Genomic DNA, 22,059 nt, shown 5'->3' on the forward strand with positions numbered 1-22,059 from the left:
AAATAACCGGCTGCGCTGCCTGGCGACGGGAGAAGGAAGTTTCCGGCATATCCTGCATGGGATTCAACATCTGGCCGGTCAGGGCGTGGAGATCGGTTTGACCTGTGTGGTGGTTGAGGACAATGTGGCCGAGCTGAAGGGACTGGTGGAAATGGCCTATTATCTGGGCAATGTACGCCGTATCGGCTTTGATCTGCTGCGCGGGCAGGGGCGGGGAGGTCAACTGGAGGCCCCGCGGGCGGAAGCCATCGCCCGGGGGGTGTGGGGCGCACTGCAAACCGCCCGGCAAATGGAGCAGCGCACCGGCCAAAAGATGCTGATTGCCCAGCTGGAGCGAATAGAACATCTGGCCCAAGGAAGTGCCCGGGGATTCGCCCATTGCTACGCCATGAACGGGGAAGCTGCCTTCGTAGACGCCCGGGGTGGCATTTATGCCTGTTCTTCCCTGGTGGGAGATGAACGCTTCCGGCTGGGGGACACAGCCGCAGGCATCGATAAAAAACGCCGTCGGGAGGTTGCCGCAATGATTCAAAACAGCATGTCCTTTTGCCGGGCATGCCCTGATTTCCAATGGTGCGGCGGAGGCTGTTTCTCCCGCTGGTATGGGTCGGGATGCAGAAACCGGGCTTATGACGGGGAATGTGCCTTGAAACGGGCTTGCATACGGTGGTATGAGGAGAACAGAGAGGAATGAGAAAGATATGAGAGTGGCACTGTTGCATCTGGATTTAAGCGGGGGACCGGAGGAGAAAAATCTCAGGCTGCTGGAGAGGACGATTCAAATGGCCGCCGAGCAAGGCGCCAGCTGGATCATCACCCCGGAAATAGCGCTGCAGGGATATTTCTTCGCTGCGGATGGGATCGCCGGTGAGGTGCCGGTGCAGCCCGGCGCCTCCCTCCAGGTGTTGGGTGAGCTGGCAACCCGCCACGGACTGACTTTATTTCTGGGCTGCGCCGAAAAGGACGCTGTCAGCGGAAAACCATACAACAGCTGTGTGGTGCTGGGCCCGCACCGGCGGATCCTGGGCAGACACCGTAAAATGCGTTCGCATGGCGTGGGCGCCGAAGCCTGGTTGACCCTGGGCGAGGTGTTGCAGCCGGTGGCGTGTCCGGACATGACGGCGGGGATATTGATTTGCGCCGATGTCTGGTTTGTTGAAAACGCTGTGATTTTAAAAGAATGCGGGGCCGAGGTCATTATTGTGCCGGCGGCCTGGCCTCCGGGGGTATGCGGCCCGGGGGACAGCTGGGAAAAGTGCTCCCAGGCTTCCGGTCTGCCGGTGTGGGTATGCAATCAGACCGGCTGCCATGAAATATTGGATTTGAGAGCGGCACAGAGCGCGGTGGTCGCTGATGGCATCACCTGGTTTACCTACAGCGGGGAACCGGCCATTCTGCTCTTTGATTGGGATTGCCGCCGGCAGTGCCCGGAATCGGACGAGTTTACCGTAATGGCTGTATAAAAAGTACCCTGATTGGAGGTGGGATGCTATGAAACTTTGCACCCTTACGACCGGAGATGCGGTTTGCCGCCGCGATAAAACCATTGTCATAAGATTTGAAAAACCCCGCAAAATCCTGAGCACATCTCTGCTGAACGGGGGTTATCATGAAAATCTCACTGCGGTTTTCAATCATAACACGGATTATGACGGGGTGATGACCAGTATTGCCGACTACCTTGAATATATGCGGGGAGTTGCCAGGCAGGCCGGTCTTGAGCCCGCTGCGGTTTCCGGGATGGGCACGGCGGCTTCCATGGACAATGTGGCCATTCAAACCGAATCCTACCAGAACTTGACGGTGACGGCGATAGTGACCGGGGGGGTGGAGGTGAACGGCGGCCGGGTAGGGGATCCGGCCCATTATTTTCAGCCGCTGGGAAAAGATGTGCTCTATAAACCAGGCACCATCAACATTATGCTGGTGATTGATTCCGATCTCCCCGCGGGCATACTGGCCCGGGCCCTGGTCACCTGCACCGAGGCTAAAACCGCAGCTTTGCAGGAACTCGTGGTGGGCAGCAATTATTCCGACGGTTTGGCCACCGGCTCAGGCACCGACCAGACCATCGTCATCGCCAATCCGGAGTCGCCGTTGTATTTGCTCAGCGCCGGCAAGCATTCCAAGTTGGGTGAACTTATCGGTGTGGCAGTGAAAAAAGCGGTCAAAGAAGCCTTGCTGCGGCAGAACGATTTGTCCGCGGCCTCACAGCACAGCGCCCTGCAGCGCATGAAGCGTTTCGGCGCCACAGAAGAAGTATTGTGGCAGCAGTACATGGCCTATTATGGGGGAGGAAATATCGAAGCGGTGTTTATGAATACTCTGTATCGCATCGATGGTAATTCGCAGTTGGTAACCTATACCTCCCTCTACGCACATTTGCTGGATCAATGGAACTGGGGATTGTTGTCCGCCGAAGAAACCATTGAGGCCGGCAATGCTTTGCTGGCCCTGGCTGCCGCTCACTTCGGAATGTCTCCTATCATGATCACCGGCCCCGGGATCGAAGACAGTATTCAAGCCTGGATCACGCTGGTGATACATATCGTGGTGGAGGAATCATCGCGCCAGACCTCCCGTTAAAGCCGATGTGAATGGCGCCGGGGGTAATCTTTTTAAAGAAAGGGGGCGGGTTCATTGGGTTATGACAGTGTTTTCCCATTTTGCGCGGTTCTCGGGCAGGATCAGATAAAAAAAGCCTTGCTGTTGAACGTAATCAATCCTGCCATTGGCGGGGTCTTGATCAGCGGTGAAAAGGGCACCGCCAAATCAACCCTGGCGAGAGGTCTGGCAGCCTTGACAGCGGACATGGAGGTGGTGGACCTCCCCTTGAATATAACCGAGGATCGCTTAATAGGCGCCATTGATCTGGAAAAAGCCATCAAGGAAGGCCGGCGCCGCTTTGAACCCGGGGTATTGTCCCGGGCCGACGGCAATCTGTTGTATGTGGACGAAGTCAACCTGCTGAGCGATTATATTGTCAACTGCCTGCTGGAAGTTAGCGCCTCGCATGTCAACCGGGTGGAGCGGGAAGGCATATCCTGCAGTCATCCCGCCCGCTTTGTCCTGGTGGGAACCATGAATCCCGAGGAAGGCGGCTTAAGACCGCAGTTTCTGGACCGCTTCGGGCTGTATGTAGAGGCCCGGGGGAGTCATGATGTCCGGGAGAGAAAAGAAATCATACGCAGAAGGTTGGAATATGAAAGCGGCCGGATCAAATACCTGGAAAAGTGGCAGGATGAGACCGGAAAACTGGCAGCTAGAATTGCCGCCGCCCAAGGCCTGCTGCCCCTGGTCCAAGTATCGGACAATACCATGAAGATGGCGGCGCAGTTTGCCATAGAAGGCCATTGCGCAGGAAACCGGGCGGAAATTGCCGTGATCGAAACCGCCAGGGCCATAGCCGCCTGGAACAACCGCACCGACATCGGCATTGACGATATTAAACAGGCCGCTGAGCTGGCTCTGCCCCATCGGGTCAAGCCGGCGCCGCCGCCGGAAATGTCATTCCAGGAGGACCTTCCCCGGGACGGCAGCCCTGCTCCGGATCAGGACCATCCCGGCCCTGATCTGCCTGAAGAGGCCGAACCGGCAGATGAAGAACCCTCGACTCAGGAGGACGCCCGCTCCGATCACCGACAGGGAGAAGCGGCTGAGAATGAAGGGAATGGCGATGATCCCCCTCAGCTGCCCAACGCCAGTGGTCAGGAAAAAATCGAAGCCCCGGGAGAGATCTTCCAGGTCAAACCCATCGAAATCAAACCGGCGGATAGGAAAAAGCGCCTGGGAAGCGGAAAAAGAAGCCGCACCGCGACCCATGCCCTGCAGGGCAGATATATCCGCTGCACCTTTCCCCACGGCAGAATCAGGGATATCGCCTTTGACGCCACTTTGCGGGCGGCGGCGCCGTTCCAGAGATCCAGGGGCAAAAACGGTTTGGCGGTAGTAATCAATCATGGGGATTTGCGGGAAAAAGTCCGGGAAAAACGCACCGGCAGCACCATTCTATTCGTGGTCGACGCCAGCGGCTCCATGGGGGTAAAACAACGGATGAAGGCGGTGAAAGGCGCCATCCTGTCACTTTTGAATGATGCCTATCAGAAACGCGATAAAGTCGGTATGATCACCTTTCGCCAAAATGCTGCCCAGCTTCTGCTGGGCGTAACCAGAAGCGTGGATCTGGCTCAAAAAATGCTGATCGACCTGCCCACCGGAGGGAAAACCCCTCTGGCCAGCGGACTCTATAAAAGCTATGAAATCATTAAGGCGGCCAGGCTTAAGGACCCGGATATGGTGCCTTTGATTGTGCTGGTCACCGATGGCAGGGCCAACGCCGCCGTTCATGGCGGTAATCCGGTTCATGAAGCTCTGGAGCTGGCGGGGAAAATTGCCGCCGAAGGGATCAAGGCGCTGGTCATCGATACGGAAAAGCACTTTATTAAACTCGGCATCGCCGCCAAGATAGCACATGCCATGAAAGCGGATTATTATGAGCTGGAGGACTTGAAAGAAAACGAAATTGAATTTCTGGTCAGAGGTTTGGTGTGAACAAGGAGGTTATAGCAGAATGTCAACCGGATATTGGTTTAAGGGGCGCCGGCGCTGTTTGGTTTTTCTCCTCATCATGTTTATTGTCAATGTCCTGATTATTCCTGCCGGGAGTTGGGGCTCACCCCCAAAAACCCGGGCGGCTGTGGCGGACCCGCCCATAATTTACGGTGTTCGACCCGGAAATATGGCTTTTACTTTTGACCGCACCCCGACGATCAGCGCATTATTGGCAAAAGGAGGAGCGGACCTCAATCCAGCGTCTATTACTATTACTTTGGACGGGGAAAATGTTACCGCATCCGCACAGCTGGATTTTGACCCGGCAGTTCAAAAAGGACGGCTTGCTTTTACCCCCGATGCGGATCTTTCTTATGGTGAGCATGACGTCACCATCGCGGTCAGCGACGTCAGCGGGCAGAATCAGCAATATTCCTGGTTTTTTGTCATTGACGGGCAATTATCCTCCCAGCCCCATTTCTATTACGGCAATCTCCACAGCCATACTTCTTATTCAGACGGTCAGGGTATTCCGGCGGAAGCTTATGAATACGCCTATAATGAATGGCTGGATTTCCTGGCGGTAACGGACCATTCCCAATACCTTGAAGGAGACCGCTACGATCCCGCCGGCAAAGAGTTTACCGCTCAGCCCGGATCGGAATGGAGCCGGACTGCCGATATGGCCCGGGCTTTTAACAATACCCATAAAGACTTTCTGGCTTTGCGGGGTTTTGAGATGACTTTTCCCGAGTTGGGGCATATCAATGTTTTAAACACCGACAAATACGTTGAAGCCGTAAGCACCATGACCACTCTGGAGGAGTTCTATGCCTGGCTGGCCAAACAGCCGGGAGCGGTGGCCGAGTTCAATCATCCCGGTTGGCCTGACACTTCCTTCGACAATCTGGCCTATTCACAGCATGCCGACCGGGTGATCAACCTGATTGAAACGGGAAACGGCCTCATTCCCCATGCTTACACCAGATTCGAAGAATATTATTATAAGGCCCTGGACAAGGGCTGGCATGTGGGCGCCGTCAATGTACAGGACAATCACGCCGCCAACTGGGGCGACGCGGATAATCTGACTGTGGTTGTGGCCGACCGCCTGACTACAGATGAATTTTTCAGGGCTTTGCGGGAGCGGCGGATTTACTCCACCGAAAGCCGCAGCTTGCAGCTGACGGTAAAGGGCAACGGGCATTGGATGGGCAGCGTGCTGGATATTAGTCCAGGTGATCCTTTAAACCTCGAAATTCTGGCTGTAGACGATATCAATCCCATAGCCGGCTTAAGCCTGATAACCGACGGCGGTCACAGCATCGCTGTCCAGGAGGTTAACGGAACCGCCGCCGAGTGGCGCCCCCGGGTCATTCCGGGAGCAGGGGCCCACTGGTATGTGGTCAAGGTGACCCATGAAAACGGCAAGCTGGGTTTTTCCAGCCCGATTTTCACCAATTTTTAAAAGGAGAAGAGGGGAAAAATGTACATACTCAAACAGAGATTTGCCAAACTGAGTTTATTCCTGGCCATACTCATCGCGGCTGCGATGTTAGCGCCGGTGGTTTCCGCTTATGGGGCCGATTCGTTGGAGAATAAGGCGGTACAGTTCCTGAAAAATGATTATCAAAAAAACGGCATAAAAAACACCGAGTACGACGGGGTAGGATCTTATGCCTTTTATATTTTGACCGAAAAAGGAATTGATATCGGCTCCTGGACATATAAAGGGAAAAATTTCCGGGAGGCGGTCAGCAGCACCATATCCGGCGACATAAGCAACGCCGGTCATTGTTCCGCCAAACTTTTGGCCCAGGACCTGGCGGCGGCTAAAGCCTTGCAGCGCAGCGACCTGGCCGACCCGCTGCTGCAAATATTAAAAGCCCGGCAGACTGAGACGGGATTTGACAGCAGTATTTTTTACAACATTCCCGCTTTTGACCTGCTGGGCCGGGTCGGGTTGATCAACCAGATCAATACTGCGCAAGCCAGGCAATATATTTTGGGACAGCAGAATACTGCCCAGGGAAACGACATCCACAGCTGGGGGTTTACCATGGGCAGCTATTATCCTGATTTGCTGGTTACGACCAAAGCCATAAGAGCGCTTCATTACCTGGATCCCGACCAGAAAGATCCCGTGGTTCAGGCCGCCATTCAAAATAGTATGAACTGGCTGAAAAATCAGCAGCAGGATGACGGCAGCTTTGTGGCGGGTTATCCGGGAATGGACGATCCGCTCATCGATACTGCGGAAGTGATTCTGACTTTAAAGGCCCTGGGAATGGATCCGGCCTCCTGGAAAAGCAGCGGCGACAGGAGCGGGGTTGATTACCTGAGCAATCATGCGCTAAATCCTGATGGGAGTTTCGGCAAAGACAAAAATGATATGGGCGCCATCTGGTTTCTGGATACAGCAGCCCAGGCTTCTGCCGCTGCTCAACCGGTAAGCAATGTCAGCCCGCCGGCAGATAAACCGTCACAGATGAAAGTGACCATGGCGGTTGTCGGCGAGCATGGCGATTTGCTGCTCGCTCCAATCGAGGTCGGGCTCGAAAGCGACAGCCAATGGGGAGCTACCGTATTGGGGGCGCTGGTAGCCTCCGGGATACCCAGCCATGCTTCCACCTGGTCCTGGGGCATGTGTGTGGATTCTATTCTCGATGTGCCCAGCACCGGAGGCGGTGGGTGGATGTATGCCGTCAACGACCAGATCGCCACCAAAATGGCAGAGGCTTGTGCGATCGAGGATGGCGATAAAATCGTCTGGTATTACGCCTACGGCATGGGGCAGCTCCCGCCCCCGTGGGACGATGTTCTGAAACTGCAACAGAATTCAACCGGGATTCCCGGGGAAGCAAGCGGACAGCCGGCCGTAGTCAGCGGCAGTGCCCTGGATGCTGCCATTGAAAAGGCTGGCTTCGCCGGTGCGGTGGTATTGCAGGCGGACAGCCTCAAAACTTCATTATTGCTGTCAAAAGACCAGTTAAACCGGATATCGAACGCCGCTAAACCCCTGTCCGTCCATATACAGGGAGCGCAGTTTATTCTGTCCCCCAGCAGCCTCAACATGGCCGGGTTAGTTTCGGCAGATGCGGCCCAACTAAAAATCAGCGCCGAAAAACTGAGCAGTTGGGCCGTTCAAAATCAAATACAGCCTACTGGCAAGTTGAAACTGGCGGGAGATATTTATGAACTCGATGTGGTGGTAATCGATCAGGAGCAAAAGCCGCAAAAGATTAAGCAATTACCGGATTGCAGCATCGTACTGACGGTTCCGAGAGGATTTCGGGACACGGCGGCGGCAGGCCGGGTTGCGGCCTACCGTTATAACGAAGCCGGCCAATGGGAATGCGTGGGCGGCAGCTATGACGCAGCCGGCGGGGCCATCAGCTTTAAGGCAGATCATTTCGGCAAATACGCCTTACTGCAGACCAATGCCTCTTTCACCGATATTGACGGGCATTGGGCGCAAAAAGAAATCGAGTTTATGGCCGCCAACAACTATGTGGCCGGTCTGGGGGACAATCTGTTTTCGCCTGACGCCCGGATCACCAGAGCCGAGTTTGTCGCCATCGTCACCCGTATGGCGGGTTTGAGTGTTCAGCCTGCAGCGCAGGTCTCATTTGCCGATGTGCCGGAGAACGCCTGGTATCGGGAGGCAGTGGATATAGCCGTCTCCAATGGCATCGCCTTCGGAAACGATAAGAGCGCTTTCGCCCCCCACGACCCGGTGAGCAGAGAGCAGATGGCGGCCATGCTGGCGCGGCTGCTCGAACAAAAAGGGCAGGCGGGCGCTATGAACGAAGCTGAGGCCGGCCAAGTGCTTAGCGGCCTGACCGACCAGGAGTCCATATCCTCATGGGCCCGGATGCCGGTAGCGGCCATGGTGCAGGCCAAACTGATGGCGGGGCGCGACGGCGGCCGGTTTGCGCCGCGGGATTATGCCACCCGGGCGGAAGCCGCCGTGGTGCTCTACAAAGTGCTGCAGGCGCTGTAATAAAAAGCATGCGACTGTTGAAAAAACTTGTGTTGCCACCGTGATCAGGGAAGCGCTGTCTCTTGACGGGGATGCCATCATAGCGCTGAGGTTAAAAAACAGCTATTGGGGCAGTGCTTCCCTTATTTTTCATAGACCGGGCTGGCCCGGATTGATCCAGCCAGCTTAGCGCCGGTTTAATCGGGCTATGCAGCGCTCCCATCCCGCCACCTCAAAAATCCCGCTTCGCTGCGCGCAATCAAGGATGCCGGGACTATTATTTTATGTACGAGCTATCATATTGCCCATTTCAGCCGTATTGTAATCGCCCAATCCTTCCAATTCCCTTCTGAACGACTCCGAACGCAGAATAGATAGGGCGCACTGGATTCTGGCGTCACTTAAATCCTGTTCACGAATCACCAATTCGTATCTTTCTTCCTGCAACCCCACAAATTCAACCTCCCTGACCTGAAGAGCGACTTTCTGATTGCCCAGGCCCACATTGGCGAGACCGCGGGCCACATTGCTGGCCACTTCAAGATGGGAGTAAACCCGGGTATTATAACCGTTGATTTGGGTGCGGTCCATTCCCAATTCACGTATCTTCTCATCCAGAAGAACTCTGGTGCCGCAACCCGGCTCACGGTTAACCAGGGTTATATCCGGTCTGCTCAAATCCTGCCAGGAGTTGATATGCAAAGGATTTCCGGTTTGAACATAAAACCCCTGTTGGCGGCAGGCGATATGAATAATGACCGCGGGAATACCGGGCAGTAGCCGGCGTACGTAGGGTATATTATAGGAGTCGCTGTCACTATCCCAGAGGTGAATGGCCGCCAGATGGGCTTTTTCTTCATACAGAGCCATCAAGCCGGGAATAGAGCCCACATGCTTGCGCAACACTTGCAGGCTGTTGATCTGACGTTCCAGGTACCGGGTCAAAAGGTCCAGCGCAATATCCTGCCCGCAGATCACCAGACTGCCGGTGTCAACAGCGTTTAAAGCATATGGCCTGGGCGGCGCCAGGCTGCCCTGTGACTCAGAAGTGTTAAGGTTAGTCATAAAGGGGATCCCTTTTTGCTGCAGATCAGCAATAGCCTCGCCGGGTATGCGTAATTTACGCCCAATTCGGAAGGCGGGCAGGTCACCGCGCTTTACCATTTCATATACCGTGTTCTTTTTTATTTTGAGAATAGCCGCCACTTCAACTGGGGTCAGTAAATGGCTGTCCGACATCTTTAATCACCTCCAGGGATGAACATATTTTATCACATTATAGACTTTTTAGCCGAGTCATGTTATGTTATGTTAAGCATGATTATGTCGTATTTTATTCAAACTAGTCATGTTAAGTTGTGTTAGGGGACCTCTTGCTTGTACAGTGAGGGGTTGGCAAACGTAAAACTTTGTGGAAAGGAGGGTAAAAACGCTGATTAATTTATTGAGGGGGATTAGAAATGCGTAAAGTAGCGGCACTATGCTTATTGTTTATTATGGCAGTACTGTTGGGAGGGTGCGCGGAAAAAACAATTCCCAATCAGAATACGGTTGCCCCGGTTGAAATAACCGTTTTTGCAGCCGCCAGTCTGCAGGACGCGGCCCAGGAGTTAAAGACGGCTTATGAGGACCAGCATAAAGAGGTCAAGATTACATATCATTTTGCCGGTTCGGGAACGCTGCAGAAGCAAATCGAACAGGGAGCCCCTGCCGATCTGTTTGTTTCGGCAGGAAAGTCGCAAATGGACGCCCTTGAAAAACAAAACCTGATCGTTAAGGATTCACGCCTGGACCTGTTAGGCAATAAGCTGGTCTTAATCGCCCCGGCTGACAGCGCCTTAAAAGACTTTAACGGTCTCTTGGAAAGTACGGTGAAGAAAATAGCCGTCGGAGAACCTGAAACCGTTCCGGCCGGCAAATATGCCCGCGAAACGTTGACCAGCCTGAAAATATGGGACAAGGTTGAATCTAAAATAGTATATACTAAAGATGTGCGTACGGTATTGACTTATGTTGAAAACGGCGATGCAGAGGCCGGTCTGGTTTACCGCTCCGATCTTACCGGTAGCGACAAGGCCAAATTGATCCTTGAGGCGCCTCAAGATACGCACCAGCCCATTGTTTATCCGGCGGCCCTGGTAACAGCCAGCCAACAGCAACAGGCTGCCAAAGATTTTCTTCTCTATTTACAAAGCACTGAATCCAGCCAGATATTCAATAAATATGGATTCGACTCAATTTCGAAATAGAAGACTATATCATGCTAAACACTGCGGAAATATGGGCTCCCATCATCCTATCGCTTGAGGTGGCCCTGCTGGTGGTTATCATAACCGCTCTCCTGGGGCTGCCTTTATCGCGATTAATGGCCCGGGGCCATTTTACGGGAAGAGACATAATCGAATCAATAATTACCCTGCCTTTGGTTTTGCCGCCATCCGTAACCGGGTATGCCTTGCTCATCCTGGTCAGTAAAAACGGACTACTGGGTAGATGGTTGGAGAGCATCGGTTTCCCGGTGGTATTTACCTGGCGGGCGATCGTACTGGCTTCGCTGGTGGTGGCATTTCCGCTGTTCTACCGCAGTGCCCGGGCGGCCATTGAAAGTGTCAATCCCAATTACGAACAGGCTGCCCGCACGTTGGGAGCAGGCGAACTGCGGGTATTCCTTACTGTAACTCTGCCCCTGGCCAGCCGGGGCATTATCGCCGGCCTGGTGCTGAGTTTCGCCAGATCCCTGGGAGAATTCGGCGCCACTTTAATGGTTGCCGGCAATATACCCGGTCAGACCCAGACTATTCCCACCGCCATCTATTTTGCGGTAGAAGCCGGTCACGATCAAACCGCTCAGGTTCTGGTAGCAGTGGTGACCCTGATCAGCTTTGCCGTAATCTACTGGGTTAACTACAGTGAACGGCGGGGAATAAAGCATAACCTGAGGAGAGAGTAGAATGCTCACGGTCAATATCGAAAAAGATTTGGCGGATTTCCGGCTGCGGATTGCTTTCGAATTGGACAACCGGATTTTAGTATTATGGGGGCCATCCGGAGCGGGAAAAACCACTACTCTGGAGTGTTTAGCCGGTTTGCGGAAGCCTGACCGGGGTGAGATCATGCTGCAGGAGCAGGTGCTGTACTCATCCAGTGCCAGGCTCGATCTGCCGGCCCGCTTGCGTCACATCGGATACCTGTTTCAGGATCACAACCTTTTTCCGCATATGACTGTTGAACAAAACATCAAATATGGCATCCCCAAAATCCAAGGCAAGCAGCGGACCGCCAATCATCGCGAGCTGATGGAGCAATTCGGTATCCAACACTTAGGCGGGCGCTATCCTCATCAGATTTCCGGTGGGGAGCGGCAGCGGGCCGCATTGATTAGAGCCCTGGTGACCGAACCCAGGCTCTTGCTGCTGGACGAACCATTTAGCAGTCTGGATCAGCAGGCTCATGTGAGCTTGAGGGACACCATTCGAGAACTGCATGCTCAATGGAATATTCCCGTAATTGTTGTCACCCACGATCAAGGAGACGCTGAACAACTAGGCCATACCGTGATCACGCTCGATCGGGGGGCCCAGATTGCGGCGGGGCAATATCCCGGCACAAGCGGTGATAATCCCCGCCAACCAAGTTTTTATGCGGGTCGACTATCTCAATAGTCTATACTGTGGCCCGGCGTTATTAATCAGTGCCAGTCCATGGGGGTTAAGGGCTGTCCTTGAAAAGATAGAGCAGACCTTATCGTTTTGCATCGTTAACGCTGATCATTTCCCCAAACAATCTTCCATAGCACCCTTTTCTATCTTATCGTGAAGGGGGATACCGATTAAGGTATCTCCCTTTGCGATCATTATGTTTGTTAAGCCAATGGGTTGAAAGAAACCCTATATCTATTGTCCAATGGGGCAGGTGCTGAGGCAATTGAAACAGCAATACTGAAAACCGATTAATTGGGCCTGATAAAGGCGCCAGTAGTGATCGTCCAGCAGCAGCTTTTTCTGTTCCTCCACACTGCTTTCGGACATTTTGCTCCAGAAACCGATGGAAGCGCCCAGCCCATAAGGCTGAGAGTTCCTCAGGCATCTGTTAACATTTGTTTGGCCTTCTTCATCCAGCGCCCCAACCGGGCAGCTTTCCACACAAATGTCACAATAGGTGCAGAGCTCGTCTTCGATCTTGGGGTCTGAATCAAAATCAAGCGTACTCAAGACCGCGGTGAATACTATTCGGCTGCCATACCTGGGGTGCAAGAGGAGATTGTTCCTCCCGAACACGCCCAGTCCCGCTGCATGGGCAGCATGGCGCAGGGATACCTCACCAACCGCACCGCCGGTTCTTTTACTCATTTCCAGGGGATAAGAGACAGGTACAGTCATGGCCTGATCACCGAATTCCTTTTCCAGCAGGCGGGCCAGTTTATAATTGCAGGAACGCGAGAATTCCATGAGATCCAGTCTTCCGTTCATGGCAATCTGCATATTGGTGCTGGCGCAAGTGCTTAACTCCTTATATGCCAAGACCACGATAGAACGAGCCTGGGGGAAAAAGTCTGTAACCACCGGAGATTTGGGACTATCATAGTCTTTCAGATTGGCGAACCCAATATCGTCCACTCCAACATTGCGCATAAATGTTTTAATCCTCTTTTTGGCTGCGCTTAAATCCAAATTGTTCAAGTTAGTTACCTCCCCAATTCTATTAACCTGTAAATCAGTTCCAAAACATCAGAGCCCGATCCCATTCTATTTACATATCTCACGGGCACCCCCTTTACCGAATATATGTCAGCTTGAGCAGTCATCCCAAGAGAAACAGTGTATATACACATAATATGTTAAAAAATATCTTATAATTCCGTACGGTTTATTCTCCTCAAGCTGGAAAGAAAATCTTTAACCCATTCCTGACCTAATTGTTTCTCCACCTCGGATTGAGCTTGCTGCCAAAACGGTATGGCTTGATCGATAGCCAGTCTGCCCTCTGCGGTCAGGCTGATACGTTGTTCGCGGCGATCCTCGCCGCTGCCTAGGCGCAGCAAGCCTTTCTGCGCCAGCAGACGCACATTTCTGCTCAGAGTGGTGCGGTCCATTCCCAGCTGCCGGGCTAATTGTGAAACCGTTGCAGATTCCAGCAAAAGAACATTCATCAGTAAGGAAAACTGAGTTGTCTTTAGTCCGCAAGGACTCAAGACCCGGTCATAATAGGAAGTTAACATCCGAGTCGTTTTGCGGATATTATAAAAAACGCAGGCCCGGCCCATGGCTGCGGCCATTTTCTTGTCATTATCGTCCTGGGCTGACATGCCAACACCTCATTTTTGGTTATAGAAAGCGAGACGGGTATATCTATTGATATGAGTATATACACATATTATGCTATTTGACAACATATCTTTTTGATGCCTGGCGCCCATTTGTTACAAGATGAAGTAGAGGGAGTCCATCATTATGGCTTCAGTTTACTCTGGACTGAATATTATTGGGGAACGGGTTCTGCTGTTTGATCTGCACCCAATAGCCTGGATACTTATGAACAAGTATGATTAAATTATGCTAACCAACCCTTTTCAAAAAGCACCGGGAGCACTTGGCAAACGAAAAGACGTCAGAGCAATGGGGAGGCGGCAAACATGGATAAAAAGGAGTTGACTGAGTACAGGGAGGTTGTTGCTTTTGATCAAGGCCAGGTTAAACCGAGCCTGGAACCCCTGGTTACGGAGAGATACCTTAAGATAAAGCTCAATGGTGAGGAAGTGGTCAGATTGGCTTCTTCACCTCATGCCGGACGGGAACTGGCTGCCGGGTATCTTATCAGTGAAGGGATCATAGAACCATCCGGCCAATTATTGAGTTTAACCGAGTCGAAGGACGATGGGGTAGATATTGTCATCGAGGGGCAGCCCGGAAATTATACTGAATCGATTAAAACCATCAATACCTGCATAGGTCGGGGCTATGGGGTATTAAAGCCCTTGATGAAGCAGCCCCCGGGTCAGGGCCTTTTTACACCCGGGCAATTACTGGCGATAATCAGCGAACTGGATGAGAAATCATATACTTTCAAAAAGACCGGCGGAGTTCACAGTGCCGGATTGGGCGGGCCAGAGGGTTTGATCAAACGCTTCGAGGATATCGGCCGGCATAACGCAGTGGACAAGGTGTTCGGCTATGCTTTTCTAAACAAGATTCCACTCCATGATAAGTGTCTGGTTTTAAGCGGGCGGGTGGCTTTTGAAATCCTTCAGAAGGCTGCCTACAACCGGATACCCTTTATCCTGTCACGATCGGCTCCAACCCTCTTAACGGTTGATCGGGCCAGGGAGCTGGGTATCACCGTGGTCGGCTTTGCTCGCGGCGAACGCTTCAATGTTTACAGTCATCCGGAACGGGTCTGTTTTGGCTAGCTTCTCACCAAGGGATGACAGGAACTTCAGGGGGGAGGAGCCCCATCCTTTTTGCTTGGGAAATAATTATCCCTAGCAGGAGTTTTAAGAAAAATGTCTAATATACAGGTAATAGAGAAAACGCCCCAGTTTTAATTTTAAATTTAATACTTAATACTCCGAGTTGCTGAGCCTAAAGCAAATGCTATGGCTCCTCAACCGTTGGGTAGGCCGGGAAACAGGCCTGCCTCCCGTGCTTGGAAAGGAGTTAGTCTTCAATATTAATATTGAAGGCTGGTGTTTGTCGGATCATGGTCAGAATTAAGTGTCTTTTTCTGATCTTTAAGCGGGCAAATGCAAAAACCTCCTGTTTCTAAAGCAGGAGGTTTTTTGTGTTTATATCTGTCCAAAAAACGAAAGGGGTGAAGGTTTTGGAAATGGTAACTATTGTGATGAACGGAAAGGAGGTTCAGGTTCCGGCAGGAAGCACTATTTTGCAGGCTGCGGATATGGTTGGGATTGATATACCACGGTTTTGTTATGATCCCGATTTGAGTCCGCTGGGGGCATGCCGCATGTGCGTAGTCGAAGTGAAAGGCAATCGTCTATTGCCCGCGGCGTGTGTTACTCCGGTTTACCCGGGGATGGAAGTAGACACCGAATCAGAATCAGTGGTTGAAGCCCGTAAAACCATACTGGAATTGTTGGTGGCCAACCATCCCTTGGATTGTATGACCTGCGAAAAAATGGGGGATTGCAAGCTGGCTGAATACTGTTATCGCTATGGCGTTAAAGAGAGCAGTTTTGCCGGGGAAAGGCACCACTACGCTGTTGATGCCAGCAATCCTTTTATTGTCAGGGACCTGAACAAATGTATCCTGTGCGGCGCTTGCGTTCGCGCCTGTGAGGAGATGACTGGTCAGGACAACCTGTCTTTCCTGTATCGGGGCTTTGACCGCAAAGCCACTACTGCTGCGGATGTGGATTATATCGAATCAGACTGTGTTTTCTGCGGGCAGTGCGTGGCCGTGTGCCCGACCGGGGCTTTAACCGAGAAGAGTATGGCCGGTCAGGGACGGCGCTGGGAATATGAACGGATCAGAACCACCTGCCCGTTCTGCGGTACCGGATGCAACTTTGACCTGGCGCTTAAAGACGGTAAAATACATGGCGTGCTATCCAGCCCCGAAAGCACCGTGAATGGGCGTATGTTGTGCGTTAAAGGCCGTTTCGGATGGGATTTCATCTATAATGAAAACCGCCTCACTACACCGCTCATCAAAAAAGAGGGTCAATTCGTTCCCGCCAGCTGGGATGAAGCCTTCGATGTAATCGCTGCCCGTTTAAATGACATTAAGGCAAAATATGGACCGGACGCTTTTGCTGCCTTAAGTTCAGCCCGTTGTACCAATGAGGAGAATTTCCTGGTGCAGAAGTTTGCCCGCGCGGCAATGGGAACCAATAATGTGGACCATTGCGCCCGTACCTGACACGCGCCCACTGTAGCCGGTCTGGCTACCACTTTTGGAAGCGGCGCGATGACCAACCCCATAAACGAAATCACCGAACAAGCCCAGATGATGCTGCTGGTCGGGACCAATGCCACTGAAGCCCATCCGGTCATCGGATACAAAATGCGCCAGGCGGCGCGCAACGGGGCCAAGCTGGTGGTATGTGACCCGCGCCATATCGATCTGGTCGACGAAGCCGATCACTGGCTGAGGCTAAAACCAGGAACTGATATTCCACTGCTTAATGGCTTAATGCACATCATTATCAAAGAAGGCCTGGAAGACAAGGCCTTTATCGCCGAAAGAACCGAAAACTATGAAGAATTGAAAGAAATCGTGGCTGCTTACACACCGGAACATGTCTCCGAGCTGACCGGAGTGCCGGTGGAGGATCTATACAGCGTGGCTCGCTTATATGCCACCACTGACCGGGCCATGATATTCTATACCCTGGGGATCACAGAGCATATCTGCGGAACCCGCAATGTTATGAGCATTGCCAACCTGGCCATGTTGACCGGTCATCTGGGCCGTCCTGGCACCGGGGTATGCCCGATGCGCGGACAGAACAATGTCCAGGGCGCCTGTGACATGGGGGCCTTGCCCAATGTATATTCAGGTTATCAGGCGGTTACAGTAGACGCCAATCGTGAGAAATTCGAAAAGGCCTGGAACGTCTCACTGCCTGCCAAGGTAGGGTTAAAGATTCCGGAGATGTTCGAAGCTGCTCACCACGGGAGCGTCAAGGCGATGTATATTCTGGGCGAGAACCCGGTGTTGACCGATCCCAATGCCAACCACATTAAGGAGGCCCTGGCCAACCTGGAATTTCTGGTGGTACAGGAACTATTCCTCACCGAAACGGCTCAGTTCGCGGATGTGATTCTGCCGGCAGCCAGTTTTGCTGAATGTGACGGCACCTTTACCAATACCGAACGCCGCGTCCAAAGGGTGCGCAAAGCCATTGAACCCATTCCCGGCCAGGCCAACTGGCAGACCATCTGTCAGATGGTTAGCAGGATCGGATATCCCATGGCTTATGACCATCCCCACGACATATGGAAGGAAATGGCAGGAATGTCACCTTCTATGACGGGCATCAATTACGATCGCCTGGAAAAAGAAAGCCTGCAATGGCCCTGTCCGACCCTCGAACATCCCGGAACTCCCTTCCTGCACGCCGGTAAGTTTACCCGCGGATTGGGACTTTTCCAGCCCTCTGAACATGTACCCCCGGGCGAAGTGCCTGACCAGGAATACCCCTATCTGTTGTCAACCGGCCGTATCCTGTTCCATTACAATGTCACCACCCCGTATTCAGGCGGGATCAGCAGTGTGTGGGATAAAGAAATGGCCGAAGTGAACCCCTCTGATGCGGAAAAACTGGGCATTCAAACCGGAAATCTGGTCAAGGTCACCTCGCGGCGCGGACAAGTTACCACCGCAGTGAAAGTGACCGATCGGGTATTGCCCGGCGTGATCTGGATGTCCTTCCATTATGCCTCGACTCCGACCAATGAACTTACCAGCGCGGTATTAGACCCGACCACGGGCACCGGTGAATACAAAGTATGCGCTGTGAAGATCGAAGCGATTTAGGAGGTCTGTTATGCGCAAGGTCGCTGTGGATCAGGCCATAGGTTTAACACTGGGGCACGATATCACCAGAATAATACCCGGGAAGAAAAAGAATCGTGCCTTTAAACGGGGACATATTATCGCTGCCGAGGATGTAAACCTGTTAAGGGATCTGGGCAAGGAACATGTCCTGATATGGGAACCTGATGATGACCTGATGCATGAGGATGATGCCGCTTTGTTGCTGGCTTCCAGCGCAGCCGGCGCGGGAATAGCCTATACTCGCCCCAACCAGGGCAGAGTGGACCTGATAGCGCAATACGATGGTTTATTGCGCGTGCAGTTAGCACAGTTACAGAAACTCAACAGTCTTGAACATGTAATCTTTTCTACCCTGCACAATTGCCGCAGTGTGGTTAAAGGGCAATATGTAGCCGGAACCAGAGTAGTTCCAGTGGCAGTTGAACAAGAACTAATGGAAAAGGCCAAGCGTCTCTGCCGGGCACCATGGCCATTGGTGAGCGTCAAACCGTTTCAACCTCTGTGGGTGACGGTGATTACCACTGGCAGTGAAGTGAACAGCGGGCGCATCCGGGATGGATTCGGCAAGATCATCAGAAAAAAGATCGCACCGTTCGGTGGCCGCTGGATGGGGCAGATCATTGTGCCCGATATCTCGGAATTGATCGCCGCTGAGATACACAATGCCCTCGCCGAAGGAGCACAGCTGATATTACTCACCGGAGGCATGTCAGTTGATGCTGACGACGCTACTCCTCAGGGCATCAGGGTTTCAGGGGCTGAGGTGGTTTCCTATGGAGTCCCGGTTCTTCCGGGTTCTCAGTTTATGCTGGCCTATCAGGGCCATGTAGCTATATGTGGCATCCCTGGCGGGGCATTGTTCAGCCGCAAGACTACCCTGGATCTTTTGCTGCCCCGTATCTTCGCCGGGGAAAGGATAGAAAAAGCTGATCTGGCCGCACTGGCTCATGGCGGGCTATGCGAAGGCTGCCAGGTCTGCAATTATCCGCAGTGTCCTTTTGGGAAAAACAGCTGTCTGTAAGGGGGCAAAACAATTGCAGCATCTCAGCCTGGAACAAGCACAACAAGAACTGTTAAGCGTTTTGCCAAGCCTGGAAATGGAATTAGTGCCCTTATCTGCAGGCCTGGGACGGATATTGGCCAGCGATATAGCGGCTCCATACAGTCTGCCCCAATCTGACCAATCCGCGGTGGACGGGTATGCAGTAGGGCGTCCGACCTCAACGATACCCAGCAGCTTTAAAATGGTTGGAGATTATCGTTTAGGGGAAGCGCCCCAACAGCCCTTGCGGGACAATGAGGCCGTAAGGGTGAGCACCGGGGGCAATTTGCCGCCGGGGACCTGCGCGGTGGCGCCCCATGAAAAAACCACGTGCAACGGTGAAATGCTTCTAGTCGCTGAAATAGCTAAACTTGGGCAAAACATCAAAAACAAAGGTGAAGATTTCCGCCAGGGTGAGACCATTCTCTATGGCAAGAGCCGGCTAAACGCAGGCAGCATCGCCCTGCTGGCCGCCATGGGAATCGGCACCGTACCGGTTTATCGTCAACCCCGTATAGGGATCATTAATCTGGCTCTCAATGTTGTTCCCGCATCCCTGCCGATCGGATCAGGGCAAACCTGGGACAGCAATGGACCGATGCTGACAGCGCTGGTGCAACAGCATGGGGGGCGTGCGGTGATCGCAGAAACCGCGTGTGGCAGCGAAATGACTTCCCGATTGCTGGAGCTGCTGGATCAGGTTGATATCGTGATCTGCACAGGCGGTTCCTATATGGAAGACGATAGTGAAGCCCGGCAGCTCTTCGCAGCCGTTGGAGCCCGGGTTTTATACTGGGATATAGCCGTTCAGCCCGGAAGTCATACCGGGGCGGCGAGCTTGGACTCCCGCCTGTTGTTTTCGCTTTCCGGTAATCCGGCAGCCTGCTTTGTAGGTTACCATCTTTTTGTAGCTCCGGTTATCAGGGCTATGATGGGCCAGGCGAAGCTGCCCGGGAGGATTGCCGCCCGTTGCGTCAACGGCTTTAGTAAAGCCGCCAATACCAGGAGAATGGTTAGAGGCCAGGCATGTTACCGCAACAGCGAATGGGAAGTTGAAGTGCTGCCCGGCCAAAAGCCGAGTATGATCAGATCGTTATTGGAATGCAATGCATTAATCGATATCGCCGCGGGTAGCCCTGCGGTTGAAGCAGGCAGTAATGTCCAGATATTGCTGCTGTAATTAAGCACCAATAAGGAGGTGAAGTTGTGAAACCAGATTACACGGAGATCGTAGCCGGGTATAAAGACAAGCCCGGAGGAATAATCGAAGCCTACCATGCCATCCAACGAGCTTATAATTATATCCCCGAAGAGGCCGTTGCCGTGGCCGCACAGGTGTTCGACATGTCAAAAGCCGAGGCCTGGGGAGTAGCCACCTTTTATTCATATTTAAAGGTGGGAGAGCGCGGCCGCTATATCATCAGGATATGTGAAAGCGCCCCTTGCCATATAGCCGGTGCGGAAGAAGTCGTAGCCGCCCTGGAAAAACAGCTGGGTATCAAGATGGGTGAAACCACTGCTGACGGAAAATTCACCCTGGAGCTCACCGAATGTGTAGGCCAATGCCAGGCGACCCCGGTTATTACTATAAACAGTAAGCCGTACGGGGACGTTACTGCAGATGGGATAGCAGACATTCTAGCGCAATGCAAATAAGAAAGGAGGGACATAATGGCGGAAGAAATGCGTGTTTTACTGCCAGGTGAATCGGAAGATCTGAGCAGCCTGGAAAACTATAAAAATACCGGCGGCTACAAGGCTCTGGAAAAAGCGCAGGCCATGGACAGGATGGACCTGATCGAAACAGTTAAAAAGTCCGGATTGCGTGGACGCGGCGGCGCCGGGTTCAATGCCGGCATGAAATGGCAATTCTCATACAGTGTGGACACGGAACAGAAATATGTGATCTGCAACGCTGACGAAGGCGAGCCAGGCACATATAAAGACCGTATTCTGCTGGAGACTGTGCCTCATCGCGTATTGGAAGGGATGGCTATCTGCGCCTATGCCATCGGCGCCAGTCAGGGCTATATCTACTGCCGGGGGGAATACCCCTTTGTAGTGGAATCTCTCAATAACGCCATCAAAGAGGCCAAAGACAGCGGAGTCCTGGGCGATTTCGATATAGAGGTGCGCATGGGAGCCGGCGCTTATGTGTGCGGCGAGGAAAGCGCCTTGATCGAATCCATTGAAGGGCATCGCGGTGAACCCCGTTTCAAACCCCCCTTCCCGCCGGTTACAGGCTTGTGGGGTAAGCCCAGCATCGTCAACAATGTGGAAACCCTGGCTTGCGTCCCCTTGATAGTGGAAAAGGGAGCGGATTGGTTTAAATCCATAGGTGCCGCCAATTATCCCGGAACCAAGTTATTGACCCTTACCGGTGACGTAGTGGAGCGCAAGATCATTGAGGTGCCCACCGATGTCACCATCCGTCAGGTCGTTTACGATTATGGCGGAGGTATCAGGGACGGCAAAAAGTTTAAAGCGGTTCAGATCGGCGGTACCTCCGGAGGCTTCATACCTGAGGATTTATTGGACACAACCATCGATTTCGACTCCATGAACGCTATTGGCGCGGTATTGGGCTCCGGAGCGGTATTCGTTATGGATGAGAGCCGTGATCTGGTAGATGTTGTGGAGAGAATAGCCAAATTCTTTGAACATGAATCCTGTGGAAAATGCATCCCCTGCCGGGAAGGCACCAAACGTATGCATGAAATGATGGAACGCGTCAATCAAGGCCTGGGCACCGGCGATGACCTCAACAATTTGGAAAGGTTGGGATTGGTCATGACTAAAGCCTGCCTGTGCGGCCTGGGCCAGGCGGCCCCGGCTCCGGTATTGACGACCTTAAACCATTTCCGCACGGAATACAACGCGAAACTGGCCTAAAAGATCAGAGGCTCAAACATTAGATGAGAAGTTTATAGGGGAGGGTAAATACTATGAACTGTTTCGCACCCGGAGA

Annotated in this window: 18 protein-coding genes and 1 riboswitch; of the genes, 15 read left to right on the forward strand and 3 right to left on the reverse strand. The window is 52.8% G+C overall.

Features of this window, described 5'->3' with window-relative positions:
* From B2633_RS17205 to B2633_RS17230, 6 genes are all read left to right on the forward strand, one after another.
* Window positions 1-694, forward strand: a 694-nt coding sequence (locus B2633_RS17205; protein WP_483171892.1) for a radical SAM protein, incomplete at its 5' end; no start/stop codon positions are given.
* Window positions 672-1,463 (forward strand): carbon-nitrogen hydrolase family protein, encoded by a 792-nt coding sequence (locus B2633_RS17210; RefSeq protein WP_483171893.1) that lies wholly within the window; start codon window positions 672-674, stop codon window positions 1,461-1,463. The genes B2633_RS17205 and B2633_RS17210, both read left to right, overlap by 23 nt.
* A gap of 28 nt (window positions 1,464-1,491) precedes the next feature.
* Window positions 1,492-2,586, forward strand: a complete 1,095-nt coding sequence (locus B2633_RS17215) for an adenosylcobinamide amidohydrolase (protein WP_483171894.1) — start codon at window positions 1,492-1,494, stop codon at window positions 2,584-2,586.
* 54 nt (window positions 2,587-2,640) lie between these two features.
* Window positions 2,641-4,551: a magnesium chelatase subunit D family protein gene (locus B2633_RS17220; protein ID WP_483171895.1), complete on the forward strand. Its 1,911-nt coding sequence runs from the start codon at window positions 2,641-2,643 to the stop codon at window positions 4,549-4,551.
* A 19-nt stretch (window positions 4,552-4,570) separates the two neighbouring features.
* Complete coding sequence (locus B2633_RS17225) at window positions 4,571-6,019, forward strand: CehA/McbA family metallohydrolase (RefSeq protein WP_483171896.1); 1,449 nt, start codon at window positions 4,571-4,573, stop codon at window positions 6,017-6,019.
* Between the two features lie 18 nt (window positions 6,020-6,037).
* Window positions 6,038-8,554: an S-layer homology domain-containing protein gene (locus B2633_RS17230; RefSeq protein ID WP_483171897.1), complete on the forward strand. Its 2,517-nt coding sequence runs from the start codon at window positions 6,038-6,040 to the stop codon at window positions 8,552-8,554.
* 261 nt (window positions 8,555-8,815) lie between these two features.
* On the opposite strand, the gene B2633_RS17235 is transcribed toward B2633_RS17230, so the two are convergent.
* Window positions 8,816-9,772: a substrate-binding domain-containing protein gene (locus tag B2633_RS17235; RefSeq protein ID WP_483171898.1), complete on the reverse strand. Its 957-nt coding sequence runs from the start codon at window positions 9,770-9,772 to the stop codon at window positions 8,816-8,818.
* Window positions 9,773-9,993: 221 nt separating this feature from the next.
* Here B2633_RS17235 and modA point away from each other — a divergent pair, with 221 nt between their 5' ends.
* From modA to B2633_RS17250, 3 genes are read left to right on the forward strand one after another with little or no spacing between them, the layout of a single operon-like run.
* Entirely contained in the window at window positions 9,994-10,782 is a 789-nt protein-coding gene (gene modA, locus B2633_RS17240; protein WP_483171899.1) for a molybdate ABC transporter substrate-binding protein, read from the forward strand.
* An 11-nt stretch (window positions 10,783-10,793) separates the two neighbouring features.
* Entirely contained in the window at window positions 10,794-11,483 is a 690-nt protein-coding gene (gene modB / locus B2633_RS17245; protein WP_483171900.1) for a molybdate ABC transporter permease subunit, read from the forward strand.
* 1 nt (window position 11,484) lies between these two features.
* On the forward strand, window positions 11,485-12,195 hold the full coding sequence (locus tag B2633_RS17250; RefSeq protein ID WP_483171901.1) for an ATP-binding cassette domain-containing protein: 711 nt from the start codon (window positions 11,485-11,487) through the stop codon (window positions 12,193-12,195).
* Window positions 12,196-12,426: 231 nt separating this feature from the next.
* Here B2633_RS17250 and B2633_RS17255 read toward each other — a convergent pair whose 3' ends face one another.
* Both B2633_RS17255 and B2633_RS17260 read right to left on the reverse strand, forming a co-directional pair.
* Window positions 12,427-13,212, reverse strand: coding sequence for a 4Fe-4S binding protein (locus B2633_RS17255; protein WP_483171902.1), 786 nt, complete (start codon window positions 13,210-13,212; stop codon window positions 12,427-12,429).
* Window positions 13,213-13,382: 170 nt separating this feature from the next.
* Window positions 13,383-13,838, reverse strand: a complete 456-nt coding sequence (locus tag B2633_RS17260; RefSeq protein WP_481038257.1) for a MarR family winged helix-turn-helix transcriptional regulator — start codon at window positions 13,836-13,838, stop codon at window positions 13,383-13,385.
* A gap of 327 nt (window positions 13,839-14,165) precedes the next feature.
* Here B2633_RS17260 and fdhD point away from each other — a divergent pair, with 327 nt between their 5' ends.
* The 6 genes from fdhD to nuoF all read left to right on the forward strand — a co-directional run bounded on the left by fdhD (window position 14,166) and on the right by nuoF (window position 21,983).
* Window positions 14,166-14,939 carry a formate dehydrogenase accessory sulfurtransferase FdhD gene (fdhD, locus tag B2633_RS17265; protein WP_483171903.1) on the forward strand — a complete coding sequence of 258 codons (774 nt, stop codon included), beginning with the start codon at window positions 14,166-14,168 and terminating at the stop codon, window positions 14,937-14,939.
* A gap of 144 nt (window positions 14,940-15,083) precedes the next feature.
* Window positions 15,084-15,202, forward strand: a riboswitch (molybdenum cofactor riboswitch).
* 147 nt (window positions 15,203-15,349) lie between these two features.
* A complete protein-coding gene (gene fdhF / locus B2633_RS17270; RefSeq protein ID WP_483171908.1) occupies window positions 15,350-18,028 on the forward strand; it encodes a formate dehydrogenase subunit alpha in 2,679 nt (892 codons plus the stop codon).
* A 10-nt stretch (window positions 18,029-18,038) separates the two neighbouring features.
* Window positions 18,039-19,070, forward strand: coding sequence for a molybdopterin-binding protein (locus tag B2633_RS17275; RefSeq protein WP_483171904.1), 1,032 nt, complete (start codon window positions 18,039-18,041; stop codon window positions 19,068-19,070).
* A 13-nt stretch (window positions 19,071-19,083) separates the two neighbouring features.
* Window positions 19,084-20,271: a molybdopterin molybdotransferase MoeA gene (locus tag B2633_RS17280; protein WP_483171905.1), complete on the forward strand. Its 1,188-nt coding sequence runs from the start codon at window positions 19,084-19,086 to the stop codon at window positions 20,269-20,271.
* A 26-nt stretch (window positions 20,272-20,297) separates the two neighbouring features.
* Window positions 20,298-20,747, forward strand: coding sequence for an NADH-quinone oxidoreductase subunit NuoE family protein (locus tag B2633_RS17285; protein ID WP_481038261.1), 450 nt, complete (start codon window positions 20,298-20,300; stop codon window positions 20,745-20,747).
* 15 nt (window positions 20,748-20,762) lie between these two features.
* Complete coding sequence (gene nuoF / locus B2633_RS17290) at window positions 20,763-21,983, forward strand: NADH-quinone oxidoreductase subunit NuoF (RefSeq protein WP_483171906.1); 1,221 nt, start codon at window positions 20,763-20,765, stop codon at window positions 21,981-21,983.
* Window positions 21,984-22,059 lie beyond the last annotated feature (76 nt).

This window comes from Syntrophomonas sp. UBA1041, assembly GCF_002316705.1.
In the GTDB taxonomy this organism is placed as follows: Bacteria; Bacillota; Syntrophomonadia; order Syntrophomonadales; family Syntrophomonadaceae; genus DTU019.